At 57.9% G+C, this 26,385-nt stretch carries 13 protein-coding genes, 2 tRNA genes and 3 rRNA genes; 10 read left to right on the top strand and 8 right to left on the bottom strand.

Annotated elements, in window-relative coordinates; genetic code table 11:
• The first annotated feature begins 153 nt into the window (after window positions 1-153).
• The 4 genes from GSR16_RS13720 (at window position 154) to GSR16_RS13735 (ending at window position 7,097) form a co-directional block, all read left to right on the top strand.
• A complete protein-coding gene (locus tag GSR16_RS13720) occupies window positions 154-3,345 on the top strand; it encodes an efflux RND transporter permease subunit (protein WP_159878295.1) in 3,192 nt (1,063 codons plus the stop codon).
• Between the two features lie 9 nt (window positions 3,346-3,354).
• Window positions 3,355-4,524, top strand: a complete 1,170-nt coding sequence (locus GSR16_RS13725) for an efflux RND transporter periplasmic adaptor subunit (RefSeq protein WP_159878297.1) — start codon at window positions 3,355-3,357, stop codon at window positions 4,522-4,524.
• 3 nt (window positions 4,525-4,527) lie between these two features.
• Entirely contained in the window at window positions 4,528-5,976 is a 1,449-nt protein-coding gene (locus GSR16_RS13730) for an efflux transporter outer membrane subunit (protein ID WP_159878299.1), read from the top strand.
• Window positions 5,977-6,182: 206 nt separating this feature from the next.
• Window positions 6,183-7,097 carry a DMT family transporter gene (locus tag GSR16_RS13735; RefSeq protein ID WP_205677437.1) on the top strand — a complete coding sequence of 305 codons (915 nt, stop codon included), beginning with the start codon at window positions 6,183-6,185 and terminating at the stop codon, window positions 7,095-7,097.
• An 83-nt stretch (window positions 7,098-7,180) separates the two neighbouring features.
• Here the strand turns inward: GSR16_RS13735 and GSR16_RS13740 are convergent, their stop codons facing one another.
• The gene (locus GSR16_RS13740) at window positions 7,181-7,837 is read right to left on the bottom strand and encodes a hypothetical protein (protein ID WP_159878301.1); all 657 of its coding nucleotides are present in this window, start codon (window positions 7,835-7,837) and stop codon (window positions 7,181-7,183) included.
• A gap of 169 nt (window positions 7,838-8,006) precedes the next feature.
• Window positions 8,007-12,818: an NAD-glutamate dehydrogenase gene (locus GSR16_RS13745; protein WP_159878303.1), complete on the bottom strand. Its 4,812-nt coding sequence runs from the start codon at window positions 12,816-12,818 to the stop codon at window positions 8,007-8,009.
• 518 nt (window positions 12,819-13,336) lie between these two features.
• Here GSR16_RS13745 and GSR16_RS13750 point away from each other — a divergent pair.
• The 6 genes from GSR16_RS13750 to GSR16_RS13775 all read left to right on the top strand — a co-directional run bounded on the left by GSR16_RS13750 (window position 13,337) and on the right by GSR16_RS13775 (window position 18,411).
• Window positions 13,337-14,101: an ABC transporter substrate-binding protein gene (locus GSR16_RS13750; RefSeq protein ID WP_159878305.1), complete on the top strand. Its 765-nt coding sequence runs from the start codon at window positions 13,337-13,339 to the stop codon at window positions 14,099-14,101.
• 96 nt (window positions 14,102-14,197) lie between these two features.
• Window positions 14,198-14,962 (top strand): ABC transporter substrate-binding protein, encoded by a 765-nt coding sequence (locus GSR16_RS13755; RefSeq protein WP_159878307.1) that lies wholly within the window; start codon window positions 14,198-14,200, stop codon window positions 14,960-14,962.
• Between the two features lie 67 nt (window positions 14,963-15,029).
• Window positions 15,030-15,719, top strand: a complete 690-nt coding sequence (locus tag GSR16_RS13760; RefSeq protein WP_159878309.1) for an ABC transporter permease — start codon at window positions 15,030-15,032, stop codon at window positions 15,717-15,719.
• Window positions 15,716-16,447 carry an ABC transporter permease gene (locus GSR16_RS13765; RefSeq protein WP_159878311.1) on the top strand — a complete coding sequence of 244 codons (732 nt, stop codon included), beginning with the start codon at window positions 15,716-15,718 and terminating at the stop codon, window positions 16,445-16,447. The genes GSR16_RS13760 and GSR16_RS13765 overlap by 4 nt, the downstream gene beginning before the upstream one ends.
• A gap of 88 nt (window positions 16,448-16,535) precedes the next feature.
• Window positions 16,536-17,333 (top strand): ABC transporter ATP-binding protein, encoded by a 798-nt coding sequence (locus tag GSR16_RS13770; RefSeq protein ID WP_159878313.1) that lies wholly within the window; start codon window positions 16,536-16,538, stop codon window positions 17,331-17,333.
• A 154-nt stretch (window positions 17,334-17,487) separates the two neighbouring features.
• Complete coding sequence (locus tag GSR16_RS13775) at window positions 17,488-18,411, top strand: GlxA family transcriptional regulator (RefSeq protein WP_240902490.1); 924 nt, start codon at window positions 17,488-17,490, stop codon at window positions 18,409-18,411.
• Between the two features lie 69 nt (window positions 18,412-18,480).
• On the opposite strand, the gene GSR16_RS13780 is transcribed toward GSR16_RS13775, so the two are convergent.
• From GSR16_RS13780 to GSR16_RS13805, 6 genes are all read right to left on the bottom strand, one after another.
• On the bottom strand, window positions 18,481-20,619 hold the full coding sequence (locus GSR16_RS13780) for an ATP-binding protein (RefSeq protein WP_159878317.1): 2,139 nt from the start codon (window positions 20,617-20,619) through the stop codon (window positions 18,481-18,483).
• Window positions 20,620-20,952: 333 nt separating this feature from the next.
• A 5S ribosomal RNA gene (rrf, locus tag GSR16_RS13785) occupies window positions 20,953-21,067 on the bottom strand.
• A gap of 229 nt (window positions 21,068-21,296) precedes the next feature.
• Window positions 21,297-24,186, bottom strand: a 23S ribosomal RNA gene (locus GSR16_RS13790).
• Between the two features lie 277 nt (window positions 24,187-24,463).
• Window positions 24,464-24,539 (bottom strand) — tRNA-Ala (locus tag GSR16_RS13795).
• Between the two features lie 4 nt (window positions 24,540-24,543).
• Window positions 24,544-24,620: transfer RNA gene (locus tag GSR16_RS13800), tRNA-Ile, on the bottom strand.
• A gap of 64 nt (window positions 24,621-24,684) precedes the next feature.
• Window positions 24,685-26,220: ribosomal RNA gene (locus tag GSR16_RS13805) — 16S ribosomal RNA — on the bottom strand.
• Together the 16S, 23S and 5S rRNA genes with 2 tRNA genes alongside form the textbook arrangement of a ribosomal RNA operon.
• Window positions 26,221-26,385 lie beyond the last annotated feature (165 nt).

A 26,385-nucleotide genomic window follows, 5' to 3' on the forward strand; every position in this document is an offset into this window, starting at 1 on the left:
GACAGTCAGGCCGCTCTAGCCCAGCATGCAGCCAGACAATTTCTCTCGGCAACAAAGGGAGACCTTGTCCTGTAGCCAGCGGCAGCAGCTTGTCGCGATACCAAGCATACCGGCCAGGCTCGCTGGCCTCTGGCAGGAAGGCAGTTTCCCCCGATGTGGATTGTTGAAACGGCATTACGCCGGCCATATACCTTTATCGTAATGGCCATTGTCATTGTGCTGGCCACTGCGCTGGCGCTGCTGCGCACGCCGGTGGATGTACTGCCGGAAATCGACATCCCGGTGATCAGCGTGATCTGGGGCTACAACGGCCTGGCACCGCAGCAGATGGCCGACCGCATCACCCAATCCAACGAGCGCATTCTCACCACCACGGTGAATGACATCGAGCATATCGAGTCGCAGTCGCTCAACGGCATTGCGGTGATCAAGATTTTTTTCCAGCCCAATGTCAACATCCAGACCGCCATCGCCCAGGTGGTATCGGTATCGCAGGCCGTGGTACGGCAGATGCCTACCGGCACCACCGCACCACTGGTAATCAAGTACACCGCCTCCAGCGTGCCGGTGGTACAGCTGGGCATGTCCAGCAAGACGCTGTCGGAACAGGATGTATTCGACGCCGCGGTCAACACCCTGCGCCCGCAATTGGTGACCATTCCCGGCGTGGCCATTCCCTATCCCTATGGCGGCAAGGTGCGCCTGCTGTCGGTGGATCTGGACCTGGCCGCCATCACCGCCAAGGGCATGACCCCCACCAATGTGGTTAACGCCATCAGCAGCCAGAACCTGATACTACCCGCCGGCACTACCAAGATGGGCGATACCGAATTCAATATCGGCCTGAATGGCTCGCCCACCACCATTGCCGGGCTGAACAACATTCCGGTGCGCAGCAGCAATGGTGCCACCACCTATCTGGGCGAGGTGGCACATGTGCGGGACGGCTATTCGCCGCAAACCAATATCGTGCGCCAGAACGGCCAACGCGGCTTGTTGCTGTCGGTGTACAAGAACGGCGGCGCGTCCACGCTCAGCGTGGTGGACAATCTGAAAAGCCTGCTGCCCACGGTGACGCCGCTGCTGCCCAAGGGCATTGAAGTGTCGCTGCTGGCTGACCAGTCGGTATTCGTGAAAACCGCGGTGGAAGGAGTGATTCACGAGGCACTGATTGCCGCCGTGCTCACCGCCGTCATGCTACTGCTGTTTCTGGGCAACTGGCGCACCACCTCCATCATTGCCATCTCCATTCCCTTGTCGATTTTTTCCTCAGTGATTCTGCTGCATGCGGTGGGTGAAACCATCAATGTGATGACGCTGGGCGGACTGGCGCTGGCGGTGGGTATTCTGGTGGACGACGCCACAGTCACCATCGAAAACATCGAGCGTCACCTGCACATGGGGGCGGACCTGCACACGGCCATTCTGGATGGGGCAGGCGAGATCGCCATTCCGGCCTTTGTTTCCACGCTGTGCATCTGCATCGTGTTTGTGCCGATGTTTTTTCTGGAGGGCGTGGCGCGCTATCTGTTTGTGCCGCTGGCCGAGGCCGTGGTGTTCGCCATGCTGGCCTCCTACCTGCTGTCGCGTACGCTGGTGCCCACGCTGGCCCTGCTGCTGATGGGCCACCAGGGCCGCAGCGGCCGGGTGACAGCCTGGATTCACCATGTACACCAGCGCTTCAACCACCAGTTTGAAAAGCTGCGCAGCGTATACGTGCTGCTAATCAGCCACCTGCTGACCCACCGCCGCCGCTTCATGGCCGGATTTCTGGCCTTCTGCCTACTGTCCTGCGGCCTGTACCTGCTGCTGGGGCGTGACCTGTTTCCCAGCGTGGATACCGGCCAGATCAAGCTGCACATGCGCGCGCCCACCGGTACGCGCATCGAGAACACCGCCCGGCTGGCCGACGGCGTGGACAGTGCACTGCGGGAAATCATTCCGCCGGACGAGCTGGACACCATCATCGATAATATCGGCCTGCCCTATTCCGGCATCAATCTGTCCTACAGCAATTCCGGCACCATCGGCACACTGGATGCCGACATCCTGATTTCACTCAAGCCGGGCCACCGCCCCAGCGCCGATTACATCGAGAAAATTCCGCCGCTGCTGGGCAAACGCTTTCCCGGCGTGGAGTTTTTCTTCCAGCCGGCGGATATCGTCACCCAGATTCTCAACTTCGGCACCCCATCCGCCATCGACGTACAGATTTACGGCAAGAACATGGCCGAAAACCATGCCTTCGCAGTGAAGCTGGCGGACCGTATCAAGGGAGTGAACGGCGCGGCTGACGTGCATGTACACCAGCGGCTGGATGCACCGGCGCTGAAGCTGGACATGGACCGTACCCGCCTGCAAGGCATGGGTCTTAGCGCCACCGACGTGGCACAGAACCTATTGCTGCCACTATCCGGCAGCCAGCAGACCCAGCCGACATTCTGGCTGAACCCGGCCAACAGCGTGGTGTACAACATGCAGGCCCAGACACCGCAATACCGCATCAATGCGCTGGACGACCTGCTGCAGCTGCCGGTGAACCCCGCCGGTGCCAGCGGCAGTACGCCGCAGCAACTGGGCAATCTGGTCAGTATTCACCCAGGGCGCGAGGCCGCCATCGTCAGCCGCTACAACATTCAGCCGGCGGTGGACATTTACGCCAATGTACGCGGACGTGATCTGGGCGCGGTGGCCAGCGACATCCAGCAACTGATCAAGCAGTCGCAAGCCGAGCTGCCCAAGGGCAGCAAGATCGCCCTGCGCGGTCAGGTGGAAACCATGCAGTCCTCCTACACCGGGCTGGGGCTGGGCATTCTGGGTGCCATCGTGCTGGTTTACCTGCTGATTGTGGTGAACTTCCAGTCCTGGCTAGACCCCTTCATCATCATCTCCGCCCTGCCAGCAGCCCTGGCCGGCATCGCCTTGATGCTGATACTGACCGCGACCAATCTGAGCGTACCGGCGCTGACCGGTGCCATCATGACCATGGGGGTTTCCACCGCCAACAGCATTCTGGTGGTTTCTTTTGCCCGTCAGCGCCTGCAAGAAGGCCTGCCACCGCTGTCCGCGGCGCTGGAGGCCGGGGCCACCCGCTTGCGTCCGGTGCTGATGACGGCGCTGGCCATGATCATCGGCATGATTCCCATGGCCATCGGCATTGGCGACGGCTCGGAACAGAATGCCCCGCTGGGCCGTGCCGTGATTGGTGGCCTGCTGTTCGCCACCGTATCCACCCTGTTCTTTGTCCCGGTGGTGTTTGCCAGCTTCCACAGCCACCAGGCCAAACGCCGGGCGCAAGCGCACAGCCCTGACGACGACACCCCGGCCACGCCGGTGCAAGCCTAGGACCTCAGCATGACAAATCAGCGCCACACCAATCAGGGCGTGCCGGCCTTCCATCACGATACCCTCCCCGGCCTGGATGGCCGCCACAAGGTAGCCCGCCGTGCCCGCACCGTCACCATCATCATCGTGCTGTTGTTGCTGGCCGGCCTGGGACGCACCCTGCTGGCCAGACAGGCCAGTGCCGACACCCTGGCCCAGCGCGCCAGCCAGAGCGCCATCCAGCAAGTGCGGGTGGTGCAAGCGACAAACAATCGCCATGACAACCAGCTCACCCTGCCGGCTACCCTGCAGGGCATCAGCGAGGCCGTGGTGTATGCGCGCGGCAGCGGCTATGTAAAGCAATGGCTCAAGGACATCGGCCAACCGGTGAAAAAAGGCGAACTGCTGGCGGTACTGGACACCCCGGACATCAACAAGCAGGTGGACGAAGCCGCCGCCAGCCATGAACTGGCACGCACCGCCTACCAGCGCTGGAGCCGCCTGCGCGCGCAGGATGCGGTCTCACAGCAGGAATTCGACGAAAAAAATGCCGCCTACCAGCAAACCGCCGCCACCCTCAAGCGTCTGCGTGATCAACAGGATTTTGGCCGCGTGGTGGCACCGTTTGACGGCATCATCACCAAACGCAATATCGACAATGGCAGCCTGATCAATGCCGGCAACGGCGGCAGCGGCCAGTCGCTATTCAGCGTGGCGCAGGTGGACAAGCTGCATCTATATGTTTACCTGCCGCAGGAGCGTGCCAGCCAGGTCAAGGTGGGCGACAGCGTCGACATCATGGCCGGTGACAATGCCAAGGTGGTAGCAGGCAAGGTGGCACGCACCGCCGGTGCCATCGACCCGGCCAGCCGCACCCTGCAAGTGGAAATCGTACTGGACAATGCCGAGCACAAACTGCTGCCCGGCCTGTATGTGGAAGCCCGCTTCAAGCTGAAGAGCCCGGCAGGGTTGACCCTGCCCACCAACACCTTGATATTCGGTGCCGAGGGCAGCCAGGTGGCAGTCGTGGATGAGCACAACAAGGTGCGACTGCAAAAAGTGGTACTGGGCACCGACTACGGCAAGGACATTGCCATCAAGGCTGGCCTGAGCGGCAAGGAACGCATCATCCTCAACCCGTCCGATGCCATCCGCAACGGCCAGAGCGTGGCCATTGTGGCCAGCGGCAACAGCGAGTAAGCCATGCGAAGCTCCCCCGCCCTGCTGGCCGGCACCATGCTGCTGGCCACCCTCAGCGCCTGCTCCGCCATCGGCCCGGATTACCAGCGCCCCACCATGGCCGACCTGCCCGCCAACTGGCAGGGCACAGGCAGCTGGCAAAGCGCAGCGCCTGCCGACCAGCAAGCCAAGCAAGCCTGGTGGCTGCAATTTGGCGATGCCACACTAAACCAGCTGGAAGCCGACTGCATCGCCAGCAATGCCAGCCTGAAACTGGCGCTGGCCCGCCTGCAACAGGCGCAGGCCCAGGCCGGCATCCATGCCGCCGCCAGCCTGCCCACGATCAGTGCCGGTGCCAGTATCAGCCGCAGCCGCATTTCCGCCGAGCGCCCGCTAACCAATTATCAATCGACTAACAGCAGCACCATCCAGAACGATTACAAGCCCACGCTGAATGTGAGCTACGAATTCGACTGGCTGGGCCGGGTGCGCCGTGACGTGGAAAGTGCCCGCGCCAGCGCCGCGCAAAGCCAGGCCGACAGCGAAAACGTGCGCCTGCTGCTGACCGCCCAACTGGCCAGCGCCTATTTCCAGCTGCGCCAGCTGGATGAGGAAAGCGCCCTGCTGCAACAGTCGATCGCCCTGCAACAGAAAGTGCTGCAACTAACCGAGGTGCGCCACCGCGAGGGGCTGGATGCCGCCAGTGCACTAGCCACCCAACAGGCCAGCCTGCAAGCGGCACAGGCCCAGCTGAGCCTGCTGGGCAACCAGCGCCAGCAACAGCAAGACCTGCTGGCCACGCTGAGCGGCCATCCGGCCAGCAGTTTCCGGCTGGAAACCGCCACCCTGCCCGCCACCACCCCACAGATTCCGCCTGGCGTTCCGGCCGGGCTGCTACAGCGCCGACCGGACATAGCCTCCGCCGAGCGCGCCATGGCGGCGGCCAATGCCCAGATCGGCGTGGCCAAAGCCGCCTGGTTCCCACAGCTCACCCTGTCGCCCAGCTATATCGGCTACGAATCCGCCCAGCTGGCACGGCTGGTTTCCGCACCGGCACTGGTGTGGTCACTGGGCCTGCAAGCTGGCCAGACGCTGTTTGACAACGGCAAGACCCGCGCCGGCGTCAATTATGCCGAGGCCGGCTATCAGGCCGCTGCCGCCAGCTATCGCCAGACCGTATTGCAGGCGATGCAGGAAACCCAGGATGCGCTGTCCACCCTGCAGGGGCTGGATCAGGCCAGCCAGCAGCAGGGTGCCGCCGTCAGCAGCCAGCAACGCGCTTATGACATCTCCCTGCTGCGCTATCGAGAAGGGCTGGATAACGCGCTCACGCTAGCCATCAACCAGCAAAGCCTGCTGGCGGCGCGGCGCCTGCAATCCCAACTGCGCGGCAGCCAGTTTGTCTGGAGTGTTAATTTGCTCAAGGCACTGGGCGGTGATTGGCTGGCAGGGAGCGAGCCTGCTGGTTCTTGAGTCGGGTGACCGGCCACCACACCCCACACCCAGGGCTAGAAAGCCCTGGCCATGACACGCAAGCCATGACATCTGCCAGCTTACAAGCTCAGGCAAAACAACTTACCGTCAACGTCTCAGTGGAATGCCTGTCCTGTAACGCAATCACCCCAGTGTTGAAATCACGGCAGCGACAGGCTGATTAATGCACATCCGGGGAAAGCACCATGCCTCTGCCCTCATCAGCATTGCGACGCTTCTCGCTATTCATGCAGCACCGCATGGTACTGGATGTCGCCGCACCAATGCTGTTTCTATTGCTGTGGGCAACAGGATTTGCCGTGGTAAAAATCGGTTTGCAGCATATCGAACCGCTTACCTTCCTGGCATTGCGCTACAGCTGCGTCATTGCCATTCTTTTGCCCATCCAGCTTGGATTCCGCCTCTCCATTCCGCATCACGGTCGTGACTGGCTAAACGTTTGCGTAATCGGCATTTGCATTCAAGTCATCTACTTTGGCGGAACCTATCTTGCACTCAGGGCAGGGCTCTCTGCTGGAGCGCTGGCACTCATCGTCTCCTTGCAGCCCATTCTCGTTGCCGTGATTGCGCCAATCTGGATCAAAGAGCACGTTTCAAGCAAGCAGTGGTGCGGACTCAGTCTAGGCTTTGCCGGTGCGGCTATCGTCATCCTGTCAAAATCGGCCATTGAATCAACACCGTGGCAGGGCATTGCGCTGAGTTGCATTGCCCTGTCCGGCATGACCTTGGGGGTGTTATACGAGAAGAAAACGTCGGCTTCCATGCACCCGATTTCCGCCACACTGATACAGACTAGCGTAGGACTGCTGCTGATAGCACCACTCGCCCTGCTGCTGGAGTCCGGCCATATCGAGTGGCACCGCGACATGCTGTTTTCACTCACCTATCTGGTGATCGGCAACTCGCTTATTGCGATTGGGCTACTCCTCCATCTTGTCCGCCATCGCCCTGCGTCCAGGGTCTCAGCACTGTTTTTCCTGGTTCCGCCCTGCGCTGCCATCGCTGCGGGTGTGCTGCTCGGGGAGTCCATGCCCGGGTTTGCCTGGCTCGGGATCGGGCTTGCTACCGCAGGCGTATGGCTGTCCGTCAATATTCGATAAACCGCAATCGACAATGCCGCCATCCATACCAACACAACAAAAAACCCGCCAGTTGGCGGGTTTCGTTTTGGCATCGCACAGCATCACGACTGCACGCGCAAGTCCTGCAGGCCATCCTCGGCCGGCACATCGATATAGCGGACCAAGCCGGGCAAATCGTCCGGCAGGGCGGTGGTGGTGGCAGCGCCTTCCAGCAGCGCCAGCACCGGCTGCAACACCACGCGGCGCAGCAGGCCCTCGTCAGTACTCAGCGCATCCAGTCGCAGGCTGTAACTCCACTCGTCGCCAAACGGCGATTCGGAATCGTCCCAGCGCAGCAGGCGGCCAGCCTGATTGACCCACGGCTGCCAGCCGGTGGCGGGGAAGCCGACGTAGGCGTCGTAATCGAAGCTGAATTCACAGGTCCAGTGCGCAATATGCAGCACCGGGCCCAGCGGTTCACCCTCCCCGTCCACACCGACACGCGGCACGCCGTCGCCTGCCAGGCTGATCTGGAAATTCAGGAAGGCGACGATAGTGTCCTTGCGCTTTTTCTTTTGCAGCAGCGGCAGGCTGCAGCACAGCGCCTGGCGGGATTCGCCACGCTTTTGCTGTTCGGTCAGCGGCTTGCCTACGGTACACAGCCCGCTGGCCGGCAAGGCCTGCTGCAGTAGTTCAATCAGTGCCTGCTCCAGTTGCTTGGCGTGGCGCCAGGCTTGCTCGGCTTCCCGTGCGGAGGCGTCGGCCTGTGTGTTCTGCATCTTGTCATTCCAGTCTGTTCGGCATGATGGATGCCGGAGTCAAGTGCGGATGATAGCCGGATTTGCCTGCTGCCGTCCGCCGCTTCTCATCAAACCCACCGCATTTTGTGCTGATCACCATAAAAAAACCGGCCCCTGAGGGCCGGTTTGATATTGCAAGACTGAAGGATCAGGCCAGCAGGTGGTTGTTGAGCTCGCGCATGCCGGCAGACAGCATGGCCAGATCCAGCACGCTGAAGGACTGCAGCTCGGCAAACATCTGGTAGCACAGTTCCAGCTCGCCACGACGCTTGGCCAGCCAGGCATCGGCAAAGGCCTTGTCGCCAGTGGCTTCGCTAAGGGCCAGCTTGGCCAGCTTGCAATGCAGGCGGTACAGATCGTCACGCAACGCGGAGCGGGCCAGCGACTGCCAGCGGTTGTCGCGCGGCAGGCCGGTGATGGCGTCACGCAGCCAGTCCAGTTGCAGGGTGCGACCCAGCTGGAAGTAGTTCTGTGCCACTTCGTCCTGCGACAGCTCGCCGCCTTCGCTGATTTCGATGATGTCCATCAGCGGTACGGCAAACTCCAGACGCGCCAGCACGCGGGCCAGTTCCTGCGGCATGTTCGGCAGGCTCAGGCGGGCTTCCAGTTCGGCCACGGCCGGGTACTGTTTGGCATCCACCAGCGCCGGCAGACGTGCCAGCAGTTCCTGTACCTTGCCAGCGTACTGCTCGATCACGGCATTCACCGAAGTGAACGGACGCTTGTTGCGCAGCACCCAGCGGGTAACGCGCTCGATCAGGGTACGCACCAGCACCATCATTTCCATCTGCTGGTCGGCCGGAATCTGGTTATCCAGTGCTTCGATCTGGCCCCACAGGCTTTCCGCATCAAACACGCGGCTGGCAATCCACCAGGCGCGGGCGATGTCGGCCGCGGAGAACGGCGACTCTTCCTGCAGGCGGAACACGAAGGTGGTGCCCATGCGGTTGATGATCTGGTTGGCCAGCTGGTTGGCGATGATTTCGCGCCGCAGCTGATGCTGTTCCATCTGCTTGCCAAAGCGCTGTTGCAGCGGTTTGGGGAAGTAGTTGACCAGCACCGGCAGGAAGTCGGCATCGTCCGGCACATCGGTAGCCAGAATGGCTTGATCCAGCGAGATCTTGCTGTAAGCCAGCAGTACCGCGATTTCCGGCACGGTCAGACCTTGGCGCGCCAGACGGCGTTCGTTGATCTGGGTTTCCGACGGCAGGTATTCGATTTCGCGGTTCAGCTCGCCGGTCTTTTCCATGTGCGAAATCATGCGCGCATGGGTGGACAACATGGAGGCGGCTTCCAGACGCTTGATCGCCAGGATCTGGGTTTGCAGCACGTTGTTGCGCAGTACCAGATGGCCCACTTCGTCGGTCATCTCGGCCAGCAGTTCATTACGCTGCTTCAGCGTCATGTCACCGGCTTGCATTACCGCGCCCAGCAGGATCTTGATGTTGACTTCGTGGTCGGAGCAATCCACACCAGCAGAGTTGTCGATGGCGTCAGTGGCGATACGGCCGCCGCACAGCGCAAATTCGACACGGCCCAGCTGGGTGCAAGTCAGGTTACCGCCTTCGGCCACCACACGGGCTTGCAGCTGGTTGCCATTGACACGTACCGGATCGCAAGCGCGGTCGCGGGCGTCGGCATGGCTCTGGCTGGAAGCCTTGATGTAAGTACCGATACCGCCGTTGTACAGCAGGTCGATCTTGGCCTTGAGGATTTCATGGATCAGCTCGTTCGGTGCCATGTGGTCCTTGTCGGTTTCCAGCCAGGCCTTGACTTCAGGCGACAGCGGGATGGACTTGGCCGAGCGTTCGAAAATGCCACCGCCCTTGGAAATCAGCTCACGGTTGTAATCAGACCAGCTGGAACGCGGCAGATTGAACAGGCGCGCACGTTCGGCAAAGCTGGTCTTGGCGTCCGGGGTCGGGTCCAGGAAGATGTGCAGATGGTTGAACGCGGCCTTCAGGCAGATGTGTTCGGACAGCAGCATGCCGTTGCCGAATACGTCGCCAGCCATGTCGCCAATGCCGATCACGCTGAAATCCTGCTCCTGGGTGTTGATGCCCAGATGACGGAAGTGGCGCTTGACCGATTCCCAGGCACCGCGGGCGGTAATGCCCATGCCCTTGTGGTCGTAACCGGCGGAACCACCGGAAGCAAAGGCGTCACCCAGCCAGAAGCCGTAGGATTCGGAAATGCCGTTGGCGATGTCGGAGAAGGTTGCGGTGCCCTTGTCGGCAGCCACCACCAGGTACGGGTCATCCGGGTCCAGACGGCGTACGTCCTTGGGCGGAATGATCTGACCGGTCACCAGGTTGTCAGTGACATCCAGCAGCGCGGAGATGAAGATCTTGTAGCAGGCAATGCCTTCAGCCAGGAAGGCTTCACGGTCGCTCGGTGCCGGCAGTTGCTTGCCGACAAAACCGCCCTTGGAACCCATCGGCACGATGACGGAGTTCTTCACCATCTGCGCCTTCACCAGACCCAGCACTTCGGTGCGGAAGTCTTCCATGCGGTCGGACCAGCGCAGACCGCCACGGGCCACCTTGGAGCCGCGCAGGTGCACGCCTTCCACACGCGGGCTGTACACCCAGATTTCAAACATCGGGCGCGGCTGCGGCAGGAAAGGAATCTGGTTGGATTCCAGCTTGAAGGAGATGTAGGACTTGAACTCGCCCGCCGCATCCTTCTGCCAGAAGTTGGTACGACGGGTAGCCAGAATCACCGCCAGGAAACCGTTGAGAATGCGGTCTTCGTCCAGGTTGGCCACATTGTCCAGCTGTTCCTTCACTTCAGCCAGCAGCGCATCGGCGCGGGCGTCGTCGGCATTCACCGGGTCCAGACGCGCCACAAACAGCGCCACCAGACGACGGGTGATTTCCGGATAGTTGGCTACGCACTGTTCCAGATAGTTCTGGCTGAAGGTGAGGCCGCCCTGACGCAGATACTTGGCCAGTGCGCGCACCAGCGAGATTTCACGCCAGTCCAGGCCAGCAATCAGCGCCAGACGGTTGAAACCATCGTTTTCGCAACGCTTAGCAAACACCTGGGCCAGCAGTTCCTGGAAGTCTTTCTGTACGGCTTCACTGGACATTTGCTCAAAGAAAGCACCCACGTCCAGGCCGAAATCGCTGATCCACACCGAGGAACCGTCTTCACGCTCGACACGGTAAGGATGTTCGTCGCTCACCTTGACGCCCATGTTTTCCAGAATCGGCAGGCTGGCGGACAGGCTCATCGGCTCGCCTTCGCGGAACAGCTTCAGGTTGAATGCCTGGTTGCCACGATGGAAAGGACGGTACAGCTTCATCGCCAGCGGGTGGCTGGCGGAGACCGATTCCAGCAGTTGCACGTCCAGCACCGCATTGCGCACTGCGAACTCTTCACGGTAGGCCACAGGGAAAGCCGAACGGTAACGCTTGAACAGCAGGTTGCCGGCTTCTTCGCCATGCACTTCCACCAGCTGCTGGTGCATTTCTTCCACCCAGCCACGTACCAGACGGGCGATTTCCGCCTCGATATCGGATTCGCGGAAGGCCGGCAGCTTGGAAGCATTGGTGCGGATGATGTAATGCACGCGCGCCAGCGAGCTGTCGCTGATCTGCACGCTGAATTCCGCCGAGCTGCCGTTGAAGGCAGCCATCAGCACTTTTTCGATCTTCAGGCGCACTTCGGTATTGAAGCTGTCACGCGGCACATACACCAGGCTGCTGACATAACGGTGGTAGCGGTCCTTGCGCACGAACAGGCGTACACGCGGGCGCTCTTGCAGGCTGACAATGCCTTCGGCGATCGGGCCCAGTACATCGGCCGGAATTTCAAACAGCTCGTCGCGCGGGTAGCTTTCCAGCACAAAACCCAGGGTCTTGGCCTTGTAGCTGTCGTCCACATAATCGCAGTTGGCCACCACGCCAGCCACTTTCTGGCGCACCAGCGGAATGTCCTTGGGTGATGCCTGATAGGCGCTGGCGGTATACAGGCCGAGGAAGCGGCGCTCGCCAATCACTTCACCCTTGTCGTTGAAGCGCTTGATGCCGACGAAGTCGACATAGGCCGGACGGTGGATGATGGAGCGAGTCTGGGATTTGTTCAGGATGATCAGTTGCGGCAGGTGCGCCAGTTCGCGCAGCTCTTGCGGCAGGGTTTCAAAGCTGGCGGAGTATTCCTTGTCACCTTGATCCTGCAGGATGCCCAGGCCGGAGCCCTTGACGATCTTCAGGCTGTCCTTGCCGTCGCGCTTGACCAGGTCGTAATCGCAATAGCCCATGAACAGGAAGTGATTGGCCGCCATCCAGCCGAGGAAATCCACGGCCTCTTTGGCTTCGGCAGCGCGTTCACCCTTGACCTTGGCCAGGTCCTTGCCGATTTCGCCCACCACGGCGCGCATTTTCGGCTCGTCGCTCACCACCAGACGGATATCGGCAATGATGCGGTTCAGTTCGGCTTCCAGCTTTTGCAGGGTGGCGGCATCGCTGACGCGGTCGATCTGCACGTGGATGAAGGATTCCAGCGGCAGGCTGCGATCTTGCGTGCGCTTTACTTCTTGCAGATTGCCGTTCTTGTCACGGCCAACCGACAACACCGGGTGCACCAGCAGATGCAGATTGATGTTGTAACGCGACAGCAGCATGGAGATGGAGTCGATCAGGAAAGGCATGTCGTCGTTGACGACTTCAATCACCGAATGGGTGCTCTGCCAGCCATCACGCTCGAAATCGGGAGTATAGATGCGTACCTTGTGCTGGCCGGCGCTACGCTTGTGCGCGAACTCAAAATGGGCCAGTGCGGCACCGAACAGGTCCAGCGAGGAAAACTGGCGCAGGTCGGCATGCTCGGTTTCTTCGAAGTAAATCGGGAAGAATCCGGCAAGTTGTTGTGTCTCCTTGGGTGAAAGCTTGCTCTGTGCAACGGCCTGGATATCAGCAATCAGGCTCGCCAGTTCGGTCTTGTTGGTAAGCGACATGGGGCTTCTCTTGTTGTATGCACGGTTTGTGTCGGGGCATTGTAGTAAGCCCGCTACCAGCGGGATTTCCTTAATGCGACATCGACTTACAGAAAGATGGGATGCAGTGCAGCATGAAAAACCAGTGCCAGGTACGGTACTGGTTTTTCTCCCACTATTTGCCTTATAGCAATGCGACGGCCAATTACAAAAAGGCTGTGACAGCCTACATTGTATACAATCCTACAATCAACACATAAGTACATGATTTTGATGACGTTTCACAATGTATACAAACTGGCGTAAAATGCGCCCCTTCGCAATTTGGTGCTATCCGCCCCAAATGCGACTGATTGTTGGGCAGGGAGTTTCCATGCCACCATTGCCTGGCGTCTTCACAGGAGGCGCATGCAGGCATAACAACAACAGGTTCCGGCCGCGCTGCCCAGGCAGCCACCCCATCAGCGCCGGGTTTACAAAGTAAGACCACGGGAACAAGCACCATGCTTTTTCCCTGCATGCGAGAAGCAGAGACACATATGAAGAAGGTTATTTTTGCGGCTGCCGTTGCAGTCAGCCTGTCCGGTTTTGCCAGCCACGCAGAAACCATCCGCTTTGGTGTAGACCTCAACTACCCACCGTTCTCCAAGCAAGGTGCAGATGGCAAGCCGGAAGGTTTCGACATCGACATGGCCCATGCCTTGTGTACCGCCATGAAGGTAAGCTGCCAGATCGTGCCGCAAGACTGGGATGGCCTGATTCCCGCCCTGAATGCCAACAAGTTTGACGCCATCCTGTCTTCGATGCAGATCACCGAAGAGCGCAAGAAAGCCGTCGACTTCAGCAACAAGTACTACAACATCGCCAGCCGCATCATCGCCAAGAGCAATACCCAGGTTACCCAGACCGCGTTCAAGGGCAAGAAGATCGGCGTGCTGCGCGCCTCCACCCAGGAAAAGTTCGCCCGTGACTTCTGGGGCAAGAACGGTGCCACCATCGTGGCCTACACCAAATCTCCCGAATCCTTCCTCGACCTGAAAGCCGGCCGCGTGGACGCGGTGTTTGTGGACGGTGCCGTGGGTGAGCAGGAATTCCTCAAGACCGACGGCGGCAAGGGCTATGCCTTTGTCGGCCCCAATTACGCCGACATGAAGTACTTCGGCCTGGGTGCCGGCATTGCCGTGAAAAAGGGCAATCAGGCCCTGGCCGCACGCATCAACAAGGCTATCGAGCAGATCCGCAAGGATGGCAGCTACAAGAAAGTACAGGACAAGTACTTCCACTTTGACGTCTACGGCGGCTAAGCCCGGCACGTCTGCTGCATGAAGTCCTGACCACGCCGGCAGCCAGTCTGCCGGCGGGCATTGCCTCACACTACAACAAGACTCACCGGAGAAACCATGTTCAAGTCCCTCATGGTGCTGGGCGCATGCGCGCTCGGCATGGCTGCTGCTGCCCAAGGCGAAACCCTGCGCTTTGCCACCGATGCCAGTTACCCACCGTTTTCCCAGCAAGGCCCTGACGGCAAGATGAAGGGCTTTGACCCCGATATCGCCCAGGCGCTGTGTTCTGCCATGAAAGTCACTTGCGAAGTGGTACCGCAAGATTTCGACGGCATCATCCCGGCACTGCAGGCCCGCAAGTTCGACGCCATCATTGCCTCGATGAACATCACCGACGAGCGCAAAAAAGTCGTCAGCTTTTCGGACAAGTACTACAACATGCCCAGCCGTCTGGTGGCCAAGCAAGGCAGCCAGATCAACGATGCCTGGTTCAAGGGCAAGAAGATTGGCGTGCTGCGTTCTTCCATCCAGGAAAAATACGCACGCGACAACTGGGTGAAGCTGGGGGCAAAACTGGTGTCCTATGCCAAGGCACCGGAATCCTTTCTCGACCTGAAGGCCGGGCGCATAGATGCCAGCTTTGTCGATGCCGCTGTGGGTGAGTCCGACTTCATCAAGACGCCATCAGGCAAGGGCTATGCCTTTGCCGGCCCGGAATACAACGAGGTGAAGTATTTCGGTGAAGGAGCTGCCGTGGCCGTACGCAAGCCTGATGCAGCCTTGCTGGCCCGCATCAACAAGGCGCTGAAGCAGATTCGGGCCGACGGCAGCTACGACAAGATCCAGAAGAAATACTTCAGCTTCGACATCTACGGCAAATAAACCGTCGCGGTGGTGTGGGCAATCCAGCGCCCGCACCGTCCCTTCCCGGGAAATACAGGGGTAGTACATGTTTTTACACGGATATCTTCCCAGCATCCTCGAAGGAGCGGTGCTGACACTGAAACTGGCGGCGGCATCGCTGGCGGTTTCAGTGCTGCTGGGACTGGTCGGTGCCATGTTCAAGATGGCCCCTTCCAAACCCTTGCGCACCCTGGCCGAGCTTTACTCCACCGTGGTCCGCGGCGTACCGGACCTGGTGTGGATGTTTTTGCTGTTCTTCGGCGTGCAGATGCTGCTCAATGATCTGGCCGCTGCCATGGGCTGGGCCGCCCCGGACATTGACCCTTTCATTGCCGGCGTGCTGACACTGGGCTTCATCTTCGGTGCCTACATGACCGAAACCTTCCGTGGTGCCATCATGGCCGTGCCCAAGGGGCAGATGGAAGCCGGTGCCGCCTACGGCATGGGTCCGCTGCGCATCTTCCTGCGCATCACTTTTCCGCAAATGGTGCGCTTCGCCCTGCCCAGCTTCACCAACAACTGGCTGGTACTGGTGAAATCCACCGCGCTGGTGTCGGTGATCGGCCTGAATGATGTGATGTACCGTGCCGATGCGGCCAAGTCCAACACCCAGGAACCCTTTACCGTCTACATGCTGGTGGCGCTGATCTTTCTGGTGATCACCAGCGTGTCCAATGTGCTACTGGGCATGCTGGAGCGTCGCTATTCCACTGGACTTAAGGAGAACGGCCTGTGATCGACTTTCGCCTGATTCTGGACAAGCTGCCGGCCTTTCTGGGTGGGGCCGACGGCCAGCCGGTACTCAGCACCAGCGACGGCATCGTCATGACGCTGGAGCTGCTGGGTGCTTCCCTGCTGCTGGGCATGCTGCTGGCCGTGCCGCTGGCGCTGGGCCGGGTGTCGAAAAACCGCCTGCTGTCCGGCAGTGTCTGGCTGTATACCTATGTATTCCGTGGCACGCCGCTGCTGGTGCAGTTGTTCATCATCTACTACGGCCTGTCGCAGTTTGACGCCGTGCGTGACAGCTGGCTGTGGCAATACCTGCAGGATGCCTGGTTCTGCGCCATTCTGGCCTTCACGCTCAATACCGCGGCCTACACCACGGAAATCATCGCCGGGCAAATCCGCACCACACATTGGGGTGAAATCGAAGCCGCCCGCGCCATGGGCATGAGCAAGTGGCTGATGATGCGCCGTATCGTCATTCCTTCTGCCCTGCGCCGCGCCCTGCCGGCCTACAGCAACGAAGTGATCATGATGATGCAAAGCACGGCAGTGGCCGGCCTGGTTACCCTGGCCGACATCACCGGGGTGGCGCGCCGCATCTACAGCGACACCTATATGGCCTTCGAGCCCTTCCTGATTGCCGGGGCCATCTATCTGGTACTTACCTTTGTCTTTGTCTGGCTGTTCAAGCAGGCAGAGCAACGCTGGCTGGCCTATCTGGCTCCGCGCAAGCATTGACAGCGTGGGCGACGGATACGTCGCCCTCTTTCAGCAATAGCCACCATTTCATGGTGGCAGATGAAACCTTAAAACAAGGGTTGCAAGCATGAAACAAACCAACGCGGCACCAGCCACCGACATCAAACTGCGCGTAAGCGACCTGCACAAAAGCTATGGCAGCCACGAAGTCCTCAAAGGCGTGTCTCTCACTGCCCATGCGGGCGACGTGATCAGCATCATCGGCTCGTCCGGCTCCGGCAAAAGCACCTTCCTGCGTTGCATCAACATGCTGGAACACCCCAATAGCGGGCAGATCCAGCTGGGCGGCGAAGAACTGCAACTGGTGGCCGACAAGAAAACCGGCGCGCTGCGTGCCGCCAGCCACAAGCAGCTGGAGCGCATCCGTACCCGACTGGCCATGGTGTTCCAGCACTTCAATCTGTGGGCACACATGACGGTGCTGGAAAACATCATCGAAGCGCCCATCCATGTACTGGGCCTGTCGCGTGATGAAGCCATCACCCGCGCCCGCAAATACCTGGACAAGGTGGGCCTGAAAGACGTGGAAGGCAAATACCCGTCCCATATGTCTGGCGGCCAGCAACAACGCGTGGCCATCGCCCGTGCGCTGGCCATGGAACCGGAAGTCATGCTGTTTGACGAACCGACATCCGCACTGGACCCGGAACTGGTCGGCGAAGTGCTGCGCGTGATGCAGGATCTGGCCCGTGAAGGCCGCACCATGGTGGTGGTGACACACGAAATGGGCTTTGCCCGCGAAGTGTCCAACCACGTGATTTTCCTGCACAAAGGCAAGATCGAAGAACAAGGCAACCCGCGTGAAGTGCTGGCCAATCCGCAAAGCGAGCGGCTTGCACAATTCCTCTCCGGCAGTCTTAAATAAATCGTACAATGCCACACAGAAATAGCAGCGCCACGCCGTCCACGGCATGGCCTGCTTTTTTGGTATAGTGCTCAACTTTTTTGCAAACATGGGTCAATCAATGCACGCTGCCAAACCGTTACGCTACGGTTTCCTCCTGCTTCCGCACGCGTCCATGGCGGATTTCGCCATCGCCAGCGAAGTGCTGACCCGGGCCAACCAGCTGGCCGAAAAAAAGCTGTATGAATTCCTGCCGCTGTCACTCAACGGCCTGCCGGTGGCCATGTCCAATGGTCTCAAGCTGCCGGTTGACCTGCCGCTGGCCTACGCGCCCAAGCTGGATGGCCTGTTCATCCTGGCTGACGACATCACCATCGATGTCAACCTGGATGAATTGCTCAAGAGCATCAGCGGGCTGCATACCGATAAGCTGCCCATCGCAGGCATCGGCTGCGGCAGTTACTGGATGGCGCGCGCCGGCCTGCTCAACGGCTTTCGTTCCACCATACACTGGCAGGAAATCAGCCGCTTTACCGAAGAATTCCAGGATGTCATCGTGTCGTCCAATCTGTACGAAATCGATCGCTGCCGCATGAGCTGCGCTGGCGGTGCCGCCACTCTGGATTTCATGCTGTCACTGGTGGGCAGCCAGCACGGCCACGAATTTGCCGCCCGGCTATCGGAAATGTTCAGCATCGAACGTATCCGCCCAGGCAACGAGCGTCAGCGCATTCCGCTGGCCACCCGCATCGGTGGCAGCCAGCCCAAGCTGACCGAGGCTGTCAGCCTGATGGAAGCCAATATCGAGGAGCCGCTGACCACCGACGACATCGCCTACTATGTCGGCGTCTCCCGCCGCCAGCTCGAACGTCTGTTCAAGCAGTATCTGAGTACGGTACCGTCCAAATACTATCTGGAACTGAGACTGAGCCGTGCGCGCCAACTGCTGCAACAAACCAGCAAGTCCATTGTGCAGATCGGTCTGGCCTGCGGCTTTTCCAGTGGCCCGCACTTCTCCAGTACTTATCGCAACCACTTTGGCATTACCCCACGCGAAGAGCGCGCCCAGCGCACCCAGGTGGTAGTGGAGCCGCGCTGACTGCAGCCTGGCTACAACCATGTAAAAGAGCCGCATCGCGGCTCTTTTTTTGTTCTGCCAGCAGCAGAATCAATCGGGAACAGTCGGTTCCACCTCAGGCGTGGTCACAGTCTGCGACAAGGGCAATTCAATACGGAAGCAGGCACCACTGGCGGGAATGTTTTCGGCACTGATCAGACCGCCATACTGCTCGACAATGGTCTGGCAGATCGACAGACCCAGCCCCATTCCGTTTTGCTTAGTAGAAAAGAAGGGATGGAACAGCACTTCCAGCGACTCCGGCGAAATGCCGCGCCCGGTATCGCGCACCTCCAGAATGGCCTTTTTGCCCTCGCGCCGGGTGTGAATGATGATATGGCGCTTCATCACCGGCTCATCCCGCAGCGCATCCATGGCATTGGACAATAGATTCAGCACCACCTGCTCCATCTGGATGCTGTCCGCCATCACCGCCATCGGATAAACCGACAGCAGTTGCACCATCTCGATACTGCGTTCTTTCAGGTCGTACTCGGCCAGGAACATGCAATTCCCGACCACCTGATTCAAATCGATCAGGCGGATTTCCATCGCCCGCTTGCTTACCAGCGCACGCAGACGCTTGATGATTTCACCAGCACGGTCAGCCTGTGCCACAGCCAGTCGCAAGGCAGATTCAACCTGTGGCCGGCTATCTTCGCCAAACTCCAGCAATTGCAACGACGCCTGGCAATAATTGGAAATAGCCGTCAGCGGCTGATTCACCTCATGCGCGATACCTGAAGCCATCTCACCCATGGTGTGCAGGCGAGCGACATGGGACAGTTTCTCCAAGTGCTCTTTCACCCGCAACTCACTGGCCTCTAACGCCTCAGCCGCCCGCTGACGTACCGGGCCCATATCACGCAAGGCACACACAACACCGGTCAGGCTACCGCTGCGGGAAAACAGGGGGGCAATAGCTCCCTCTACCAGCCGCACATGTCCCCTGGCTGTGGCCAGCTGCATGCGCTCGGGCAGTACCACGGTATGTGCCTCGCGATAACATTCGCTGATGGGATCCTCAGCCAGCTCGGATGACAGCTCCCCAATCAGCCGGAACACGTTCTGGAAAGATTGGGCAGTGACTTCCTCTCGGCTTACGCCAAGCAGCGAAAGCGCCATGGGGTTAGCCATCTCAATACGCTGCTGCGTATCCAGGATGATTACTCCGTCATGCACGGCATTCAGTGCCACGGCCGCCCGCTCACTCTGCAAAAACAGCGCCTCATCAGCCTGGCTCTGTGCTCGGCGCATGGCCAGACGCTGGCTGTAGATCAACCACAGTGAAATCACCAGAGACAGAATCAGGCCCTCACGCAGCAGCAGGCCTATCAACTTGAAATCGGACAGGAAAACATCCTTGCCTACCCGCAAGGTAAATGGCTGGGATTCACTGATCAAGGGCAAGCCAACTTCCAGGCGGGCCAAGATCGGCAACCAGTTATCGCTGCCCTGATGCTTGCCATGTGCACTGTAAATGGCAGTTCCATTATTGCCCGATGCCTGGATCGACAAGTCCAGGTCAATTGGCACGCCTTCATTGGGGGCAATGGTCAACAGCTTCTCGCAATACACCACCAATGCCACCACGCCAATCAGCGTTCCACGACCTGCGGCAGCACCACCCGCTTCTTTTCCCAGAAATACCGGTTGCATCAACAGATACACCCGGCCACCTTCATATAAGTCAAACGGCGCCGATGCCACCTTGCGTCCGGTCCGGATGGCACGTTGCATATCAGCGGCAAAACGCGGCTCATGCAGCACATCAAAACCGTAAACCGAACTGGCTGTCGGAATATCTGGCTCAATCATGGTAACGACCAGATGCTGGTCACGTACCGGAGCCGGTAGCCAGCTGCGCCGCCCCGAAATATCAAAATCGCGAATAAAAAAGGTTTTACCAAAACGCTGCTGCATTTCATCAAGAAAAGCAACGCGATTGTCCCGGGTAACATTCTGGAAGAATTCAAAGGTATAAAGCTGGGAATAATGCGCCAGCAATTGATGCGAAAATGACTTAAGTACTGGCATGTCAAATTTCTGCCGTGACAGCAGCAAGGCATCAACAGCAGCCAGGACCGACTCGTTCTGATCAAGCTTGCGCGCAATGACACCATGAGCCAAACGTGCGCTGCGATCAAACTCTTCCTGAATACGCTGGTATTCGGACATTGCCCATTGCATGCCAACCATCAGCGCAACACCAAGCCATATCAGGACAAACAGGTGCAGTCGTTTTCGCGGAAATTCTGGCAAGGGATTCTCTCAGGCTAGCAAGATAACAAGACGGCCAGAAGGCCATAATCCGGCCAAGTATTGTAACCTTGCCTGCCAGACAGTGACAGCGTAGTACTGCTTAGCACTCTGGTCCGCACTCAGCAAATAGCTTAGTACTTGCCTACCGATCCCAAATAAACATCCCAGATGGCAGGTAGTGCAAACGGCAGGCTGCACACAAACTTTCCGAGTACAAAAGCACAAAGCCCAGCTCGATTGAGCTGGGCTTCTGTATGGGGAGTCTGGCGGTGTCCTACTTTCACATGGCGAATGCCACACTATCATCGGCGCTAAGGCGTTTCACGGTCCTGTTCGGGATGGGAAGGCGTGGGACCACCTCGCTATGGCCACCAGACATAAACTGTCAACAAACTTGAAGAAGCCTTGTGGGGAGTAGAGAGTCGGGAGTAGAGAGTTGTCTCTGCCCGCTCTTGTCCTGCTCTCCGTTTCGGGGGTAGTTCGTCAGTTGCAGGGGTTTACTCCCCACTCCCACCTCTCTACTCCCGCCTTAATTAGTCTTGGATCTTTGATCGCGTCGCACATGCACTATCCGTCAGCCCGGTTTCCCAAGCCACTCAAATGATAGGATCAAGCCTCACGAGCAATTAGTATCGGTTAGCTTAACGCCTCACAGCGCTTCCACACCCGACCTATCAACGTCCTGGTCTCGAACGACTCTTCAGGAGGGTCTAGCCCTCAGGGAAGTCTCATCTTCAGGCGAGTTTCGCGCTTAGATGCTTTCAGCGCTTATCTCTTCCGAACTTAGCTACCCGGCAATGCCACTGGCGTGACAACCGGTACACCAGAGGTTCGTCCACTCCGGTCCTCTCGTACTAGGAGCAGCCCCCGTCAAACTTCCAACGCCCACTGCAGATAGGGACCAAACTGTCTCACGACGTTTTGAACCCAGCTCACGTACCACTTTAAATGGCGAACAGCCATACCCTTGGGACCGGCTACAGCCCCAGGATGTGATGAGCCGACATCGAGGTGCCAAACACCGCCGTCGATGTGAACTCTTGGGCGGTATCAGCCTGTTATCCCCGGAGTACCTTTTATCCGTTGAGCGATGGCCCTTCCATTCAGAACCACCGGATCACTATGTCCTGCTTTCGCACCTGCTCGACTTGTCGGTCTCGCAGTTAAGCTACCTTTTGCCATTGCACTATCAGCACGATTTCCGACCGTACCTAGGTAACCTTCGAACTCCTCCGTTACACTTTGGGAGGAGACCGCCCCAGTCAAACTGCCTACCATGCACTGTCCCCGATCCGGATAACGGACCAAGGTTAGAACCTCAAAGGGGTCAGGGTGGTATTTCAAGGTCGGCTCCACCAGAACTAGCGTCCTGGCTTCAAAGCCTCCCACCTATCCTACACAAACCACTTCAAAGTCCAATGCAAAGCTACAGTAAAGGTTCACGGGGTCTTTCCGTCTAGCAGCGGGGAGATTGCATCTTCACAAACACTTCAACTTCGCTGAGTCTCAGGAGGAGACAGTGTGGCCATCGTTACGCCATTCGTGCGGGTCGGAACTTACCCGACAAGGAATTTCGCTACCTTAGGACCGTTATAGTTACGGCCGCCGTTTACTGGGGCTTCGATCAAGAGCTTGCACCCCATCACTTAACCTTCCAGCACCGGGCAGGCGTCACACCCTATACGTCCACTTTCGTGTTGGCAGAGTGCTGTGTTTTTGATAAACAGTCGCAGCCACCGATTCTCTGCGACCTCTCCAAGCTCCATCCGCAAGGGATTTCACCTAAAGAGGCATACCTTCTCCCGAAGTTACGGTATCAATTTGCCGAGTTCCTTCTCCTGAGTTCTCTCAAGCGCCTTAGAATTCTCATCCTGCCCACCTGTGTCGGTTTGCGGTACGGTTCTTGTGTAGCTGAAGCTTAGTGGCTTTTCCTGGAAGCGTGGTATCAGTCACTTCAGGTCCGTAGACCCTCGTTATCACTTCTCGGTGTTGAATGAAAGGGCGGATTTGCCTACCCTAACCACCTACCAGCTTGAACGACCTATTCCAACAGGCCGCTGACCTAACCTTCTCCGTCCCCACATCGCACTACACAAAAGTACGGGAATTTTAACCCGTTTCCCATCGACTACGCTTTTCAGCCTCGCCTTAGGGGCCGACTCACCCTACGCCGATGAACGTTGCGTAGGAAACCTTGGGCTTTCGGCGAGCGGGCTTTTCACCCGCTTTATCGCTACTCATGTCAGCATTCGCACTTCTGATATCTCCAGCATCCCTTTCGAGACACCTTCACAGACCTACAGAACGCTCCCCTACCATCTGCACTTACGTGCAAATCCGCAGCTTCGGTTATCAGTTTGAGCCCCGTTACATCTTCCGCGCAGGACGACTCGACCAGTGAGCTATTACGCTTTCTTTAAATGATGGCTGCTTCTAAGCCAACATCCTGGCTGTCTGGGCCTTCCCACTTCGTTTACCACTTAACTGATCATTTGGGACCTTAGCTGGCGGTCTGGGTTGTTTCCCTCTTGACGATGGACGTTAGCACCCACCGTCTGTCTCCCATGCTCGCACTTTCCGGTATTCAGAGTTTGCCATGGTTTGGTAAATCGCAATGACCCCCTAGCCATAACAGTGCTTTACCCCCGGAAGTGATACATGAGGCACTACCTAAATAGTTTTCGGGGAGAACCAGCTATCTCCGAGTTTGTTTAGCCTTTCACCCCTATCCACAGCTCATCCCCTAGTTTTGCAACACTAGTGGGTTCGGACCTCCAGTGCGTGTTACCGCACCTTCATCCTGGCCATGGATAGATCACTCGGTTTCGGGTCTACGCCCAGCAACTAAAGCGCCCTATTCGGACTCGGTTTCCCTACGCCTCCCCTATGCGGTTAAGCTTGCTACTGAACGTAAGTCGCTGACCCATTATACAAAAGGTACGCAGTCACCCCTTGCGAGGCTCCCACTGTTTGTATGCATCCGGTTTCAGGTTCTATTTCACTCCCCTCCCGGGGTTCTTTTCGCCTTTCCCTCACGGTACTGGTTCACTATCGGTCGATCACGAGTATTTAGCCTTGGAGGATGGTCCCCCCATCTTCAAACAGGATTTCGCGTGTCCCGCCCTACTTTTCGTATGCTTAGTACCAAGAATGAAATTTCGTGTACGGGGCTATCACCCACTATGGCGGCAGTTTCCAATGCCTTCCACTATCTCAATCTCTATCACATACAGGCTATTCCGCGTTCGCTCGCCACTACTGACGGAATCTCGGTTGATTTCTTTTCCTCGAGTTACTTAGATGTTTCAGTTCACTCGGTTCGCTTCCACAGACCTATGTATTCAGTCTGGGATACCCTTGCGGGTGGGTTTCCCCATTCGGATATCGCGGGATCAAAGCTCTATTGCCAGCTCCCCCGCGCTTTTCGCAGGCTTACACGTCCTTCATCGCCTGTGATCGCCAAGGCATCCACCAGATGCACTTAGTCGCTTGACCCTATCATTTCAGTAACCTAGATTACCAATCCGACAGAATTGTGTTTGTGCGACATGTCACACCGCCCCTTTTGATATGGCGACATGACATTAGATACAATCAAATTCCCAAGATGACGATTTGTCCTGCATGCAGAGTTAACTCCATGCATTTCATTTCGCCGTCTAATTAATTCGGCTTCTTCAGTTTGTTAAAGATCGGGCATTGTAAAAACAACGCAAACAGAAATTCACGCAGCAATAAAATGCTGTGTGCGCTTTTGTTTGCACTGTAAGAATGGTGGAGGATGACGGGATCGAACCGACGACCCCCTGCTTGCAAAGCAGGTGCTCTCCCAACTGAGCTAATCCCCCAAACTGGTGGGTCTGGTAGGACTCGAACCTACGACCCCTGCGTTATCAACACAGTGCTCTAACCAGCTGAGCTACAAACCCAGTTACTACCCTTAAATCATGAATAACCGATAGGCTGTGAGTACTTGACAATCGCCTTCTCTAGAAAGGAGGTGATCCAGCCGCAGGTTCCCCTACGGCTACCTTGTTACGACTTCACCCCAGTCATGAATCCCACCGTGGTAAGCGGCCTCCTTACGGTTAGCCTACCCACTTCTGGTGAAACTCACTCCCATGGTGTGACGGGCGGTGTGTACAAGACCCGGGAACGTATTCACCGCAGCATGCTGATCTGCGATTACTAGCGATTCCGACTTCACGCACTCGAGTTGCAGAGTGCGATCCGGACTACGATCGGTTTTATGAGATTGGCTCCACCTCGCGGCTTGGCTACCCTCTGTACCGACCATTGTATGACGTGTGAAGCCCTGGTCATAAGGGCCATGAGGACTTGACGTCATCCCCACCTTCCTCCGGTTTGTCACCGGCAGTCCCATTAGAGTGCTCAACTAAATGGTAGCAACTAATGGCAAGGGTTGCGCTCGTTGCGGGACTTAACCCAACATCTCACGACACGAGCTGACGACAGCCATGCAGCACCTGTGTTACGGCTCCCTTTCGGGCACCAAGCCATCTCTGGCAAGTTCCGTACATGTCAAGACCAGGTAAGGTTTTTCGCGTTGCATCGAATTAATCCACATCATCCACCGCTTGTGCGGGTCCCCGTCAATTCCTTTGAGTTTTAACCTTGCGGCCGTACTCCCCAGGCGGTCAACTTCTCGCGTTAGCTACGCTACCAAGGATTCAAACCCCCAACAGCTAGTTGACATCGTTTAGGGCGTGGACTACCAGGGTATCTAATCCTGTTTGCTCCCCACGCTTTCGTGCATGAGCGTCAGTGTCATCCCAGGGGGCTGCCTTCGCCATCGGTATTCCTCCGCATCTCTACGCATTTCACTGCTACACGCGGAATTCTACCCCCCTCTGACGCACTCTAGCCGTGCAGTCTCCAATGCAGTTCCCAGGTTGAGCCCGGGGCTTTCACATCAGACTTACACAACCGCCTGCGCACGCTTTACGCCCAGTAATTCCGATTAACGCTTGCACCCTACGTATTACCGCGGCTGCTGGCACGTAGTTAGCCGGTGCTTATTCTTCAGGTACTGTCATCCCCCAAGGGTATTAACCTTAGGGATTTCCTCCCTGACAAAAGTCCTTTACAACCCGAAGGCCTTCTTCAGACACGCGGCATGGCTGGATCAGGCTTGCGCCCATTGTCCAAAATTCCCCACTGCTGCCTCCCGTAGGAGTCTGGGCCGTGTCTCAGTCCCAGTGTGGCGGATCATCCTCTCAGACCCGCTACTGATCGATGCCTTGGTGAGCCTTTACCTCACCAACTAGCTAATCAGACGTCGGCCGCTCGAATAGCGCAAGGTCTTGCGATCCCCTGCTTTCCTTCTCAAAGCGTATGCGGTATTAGCTATCCTTTCGGATAGTTATCCCCCACTACTCGGCACGTTCCGACGCATTACTCACCCGTTCGCCACTCGTCAGCGGAGCAAGCTCCCTGTTACCGTTCGACTTGCATGTGTAAAGCATGCCGCCAGCGTTCAATCTGAGCCAGGATCAAACTCTTCAGTTCAATCTCATAGCAAATTTTCTGGCACGCAAGATCAAAGAAAATAACAAGTATTTCTTGTCTTGCAGTGCAAGTATTTGGCTTTCGCCAAGCACTCACACCTATCGGTTATTCTGTTTTTTAAAGAGCGGTGCAGGTCGCTGCGTTTCGTTTCCGTCGCTGCGTTGT

The organism is Aquitalea denitrificans, assembly GCF_009856625.1.
Classification (GTDB): domain Bacteria; phylum Pseudomonadota; class Gammaproteobacteria; order Burkholderiales; family Chromobacteriaceae; genus Aquitalea; species Aquitalea denitrificans.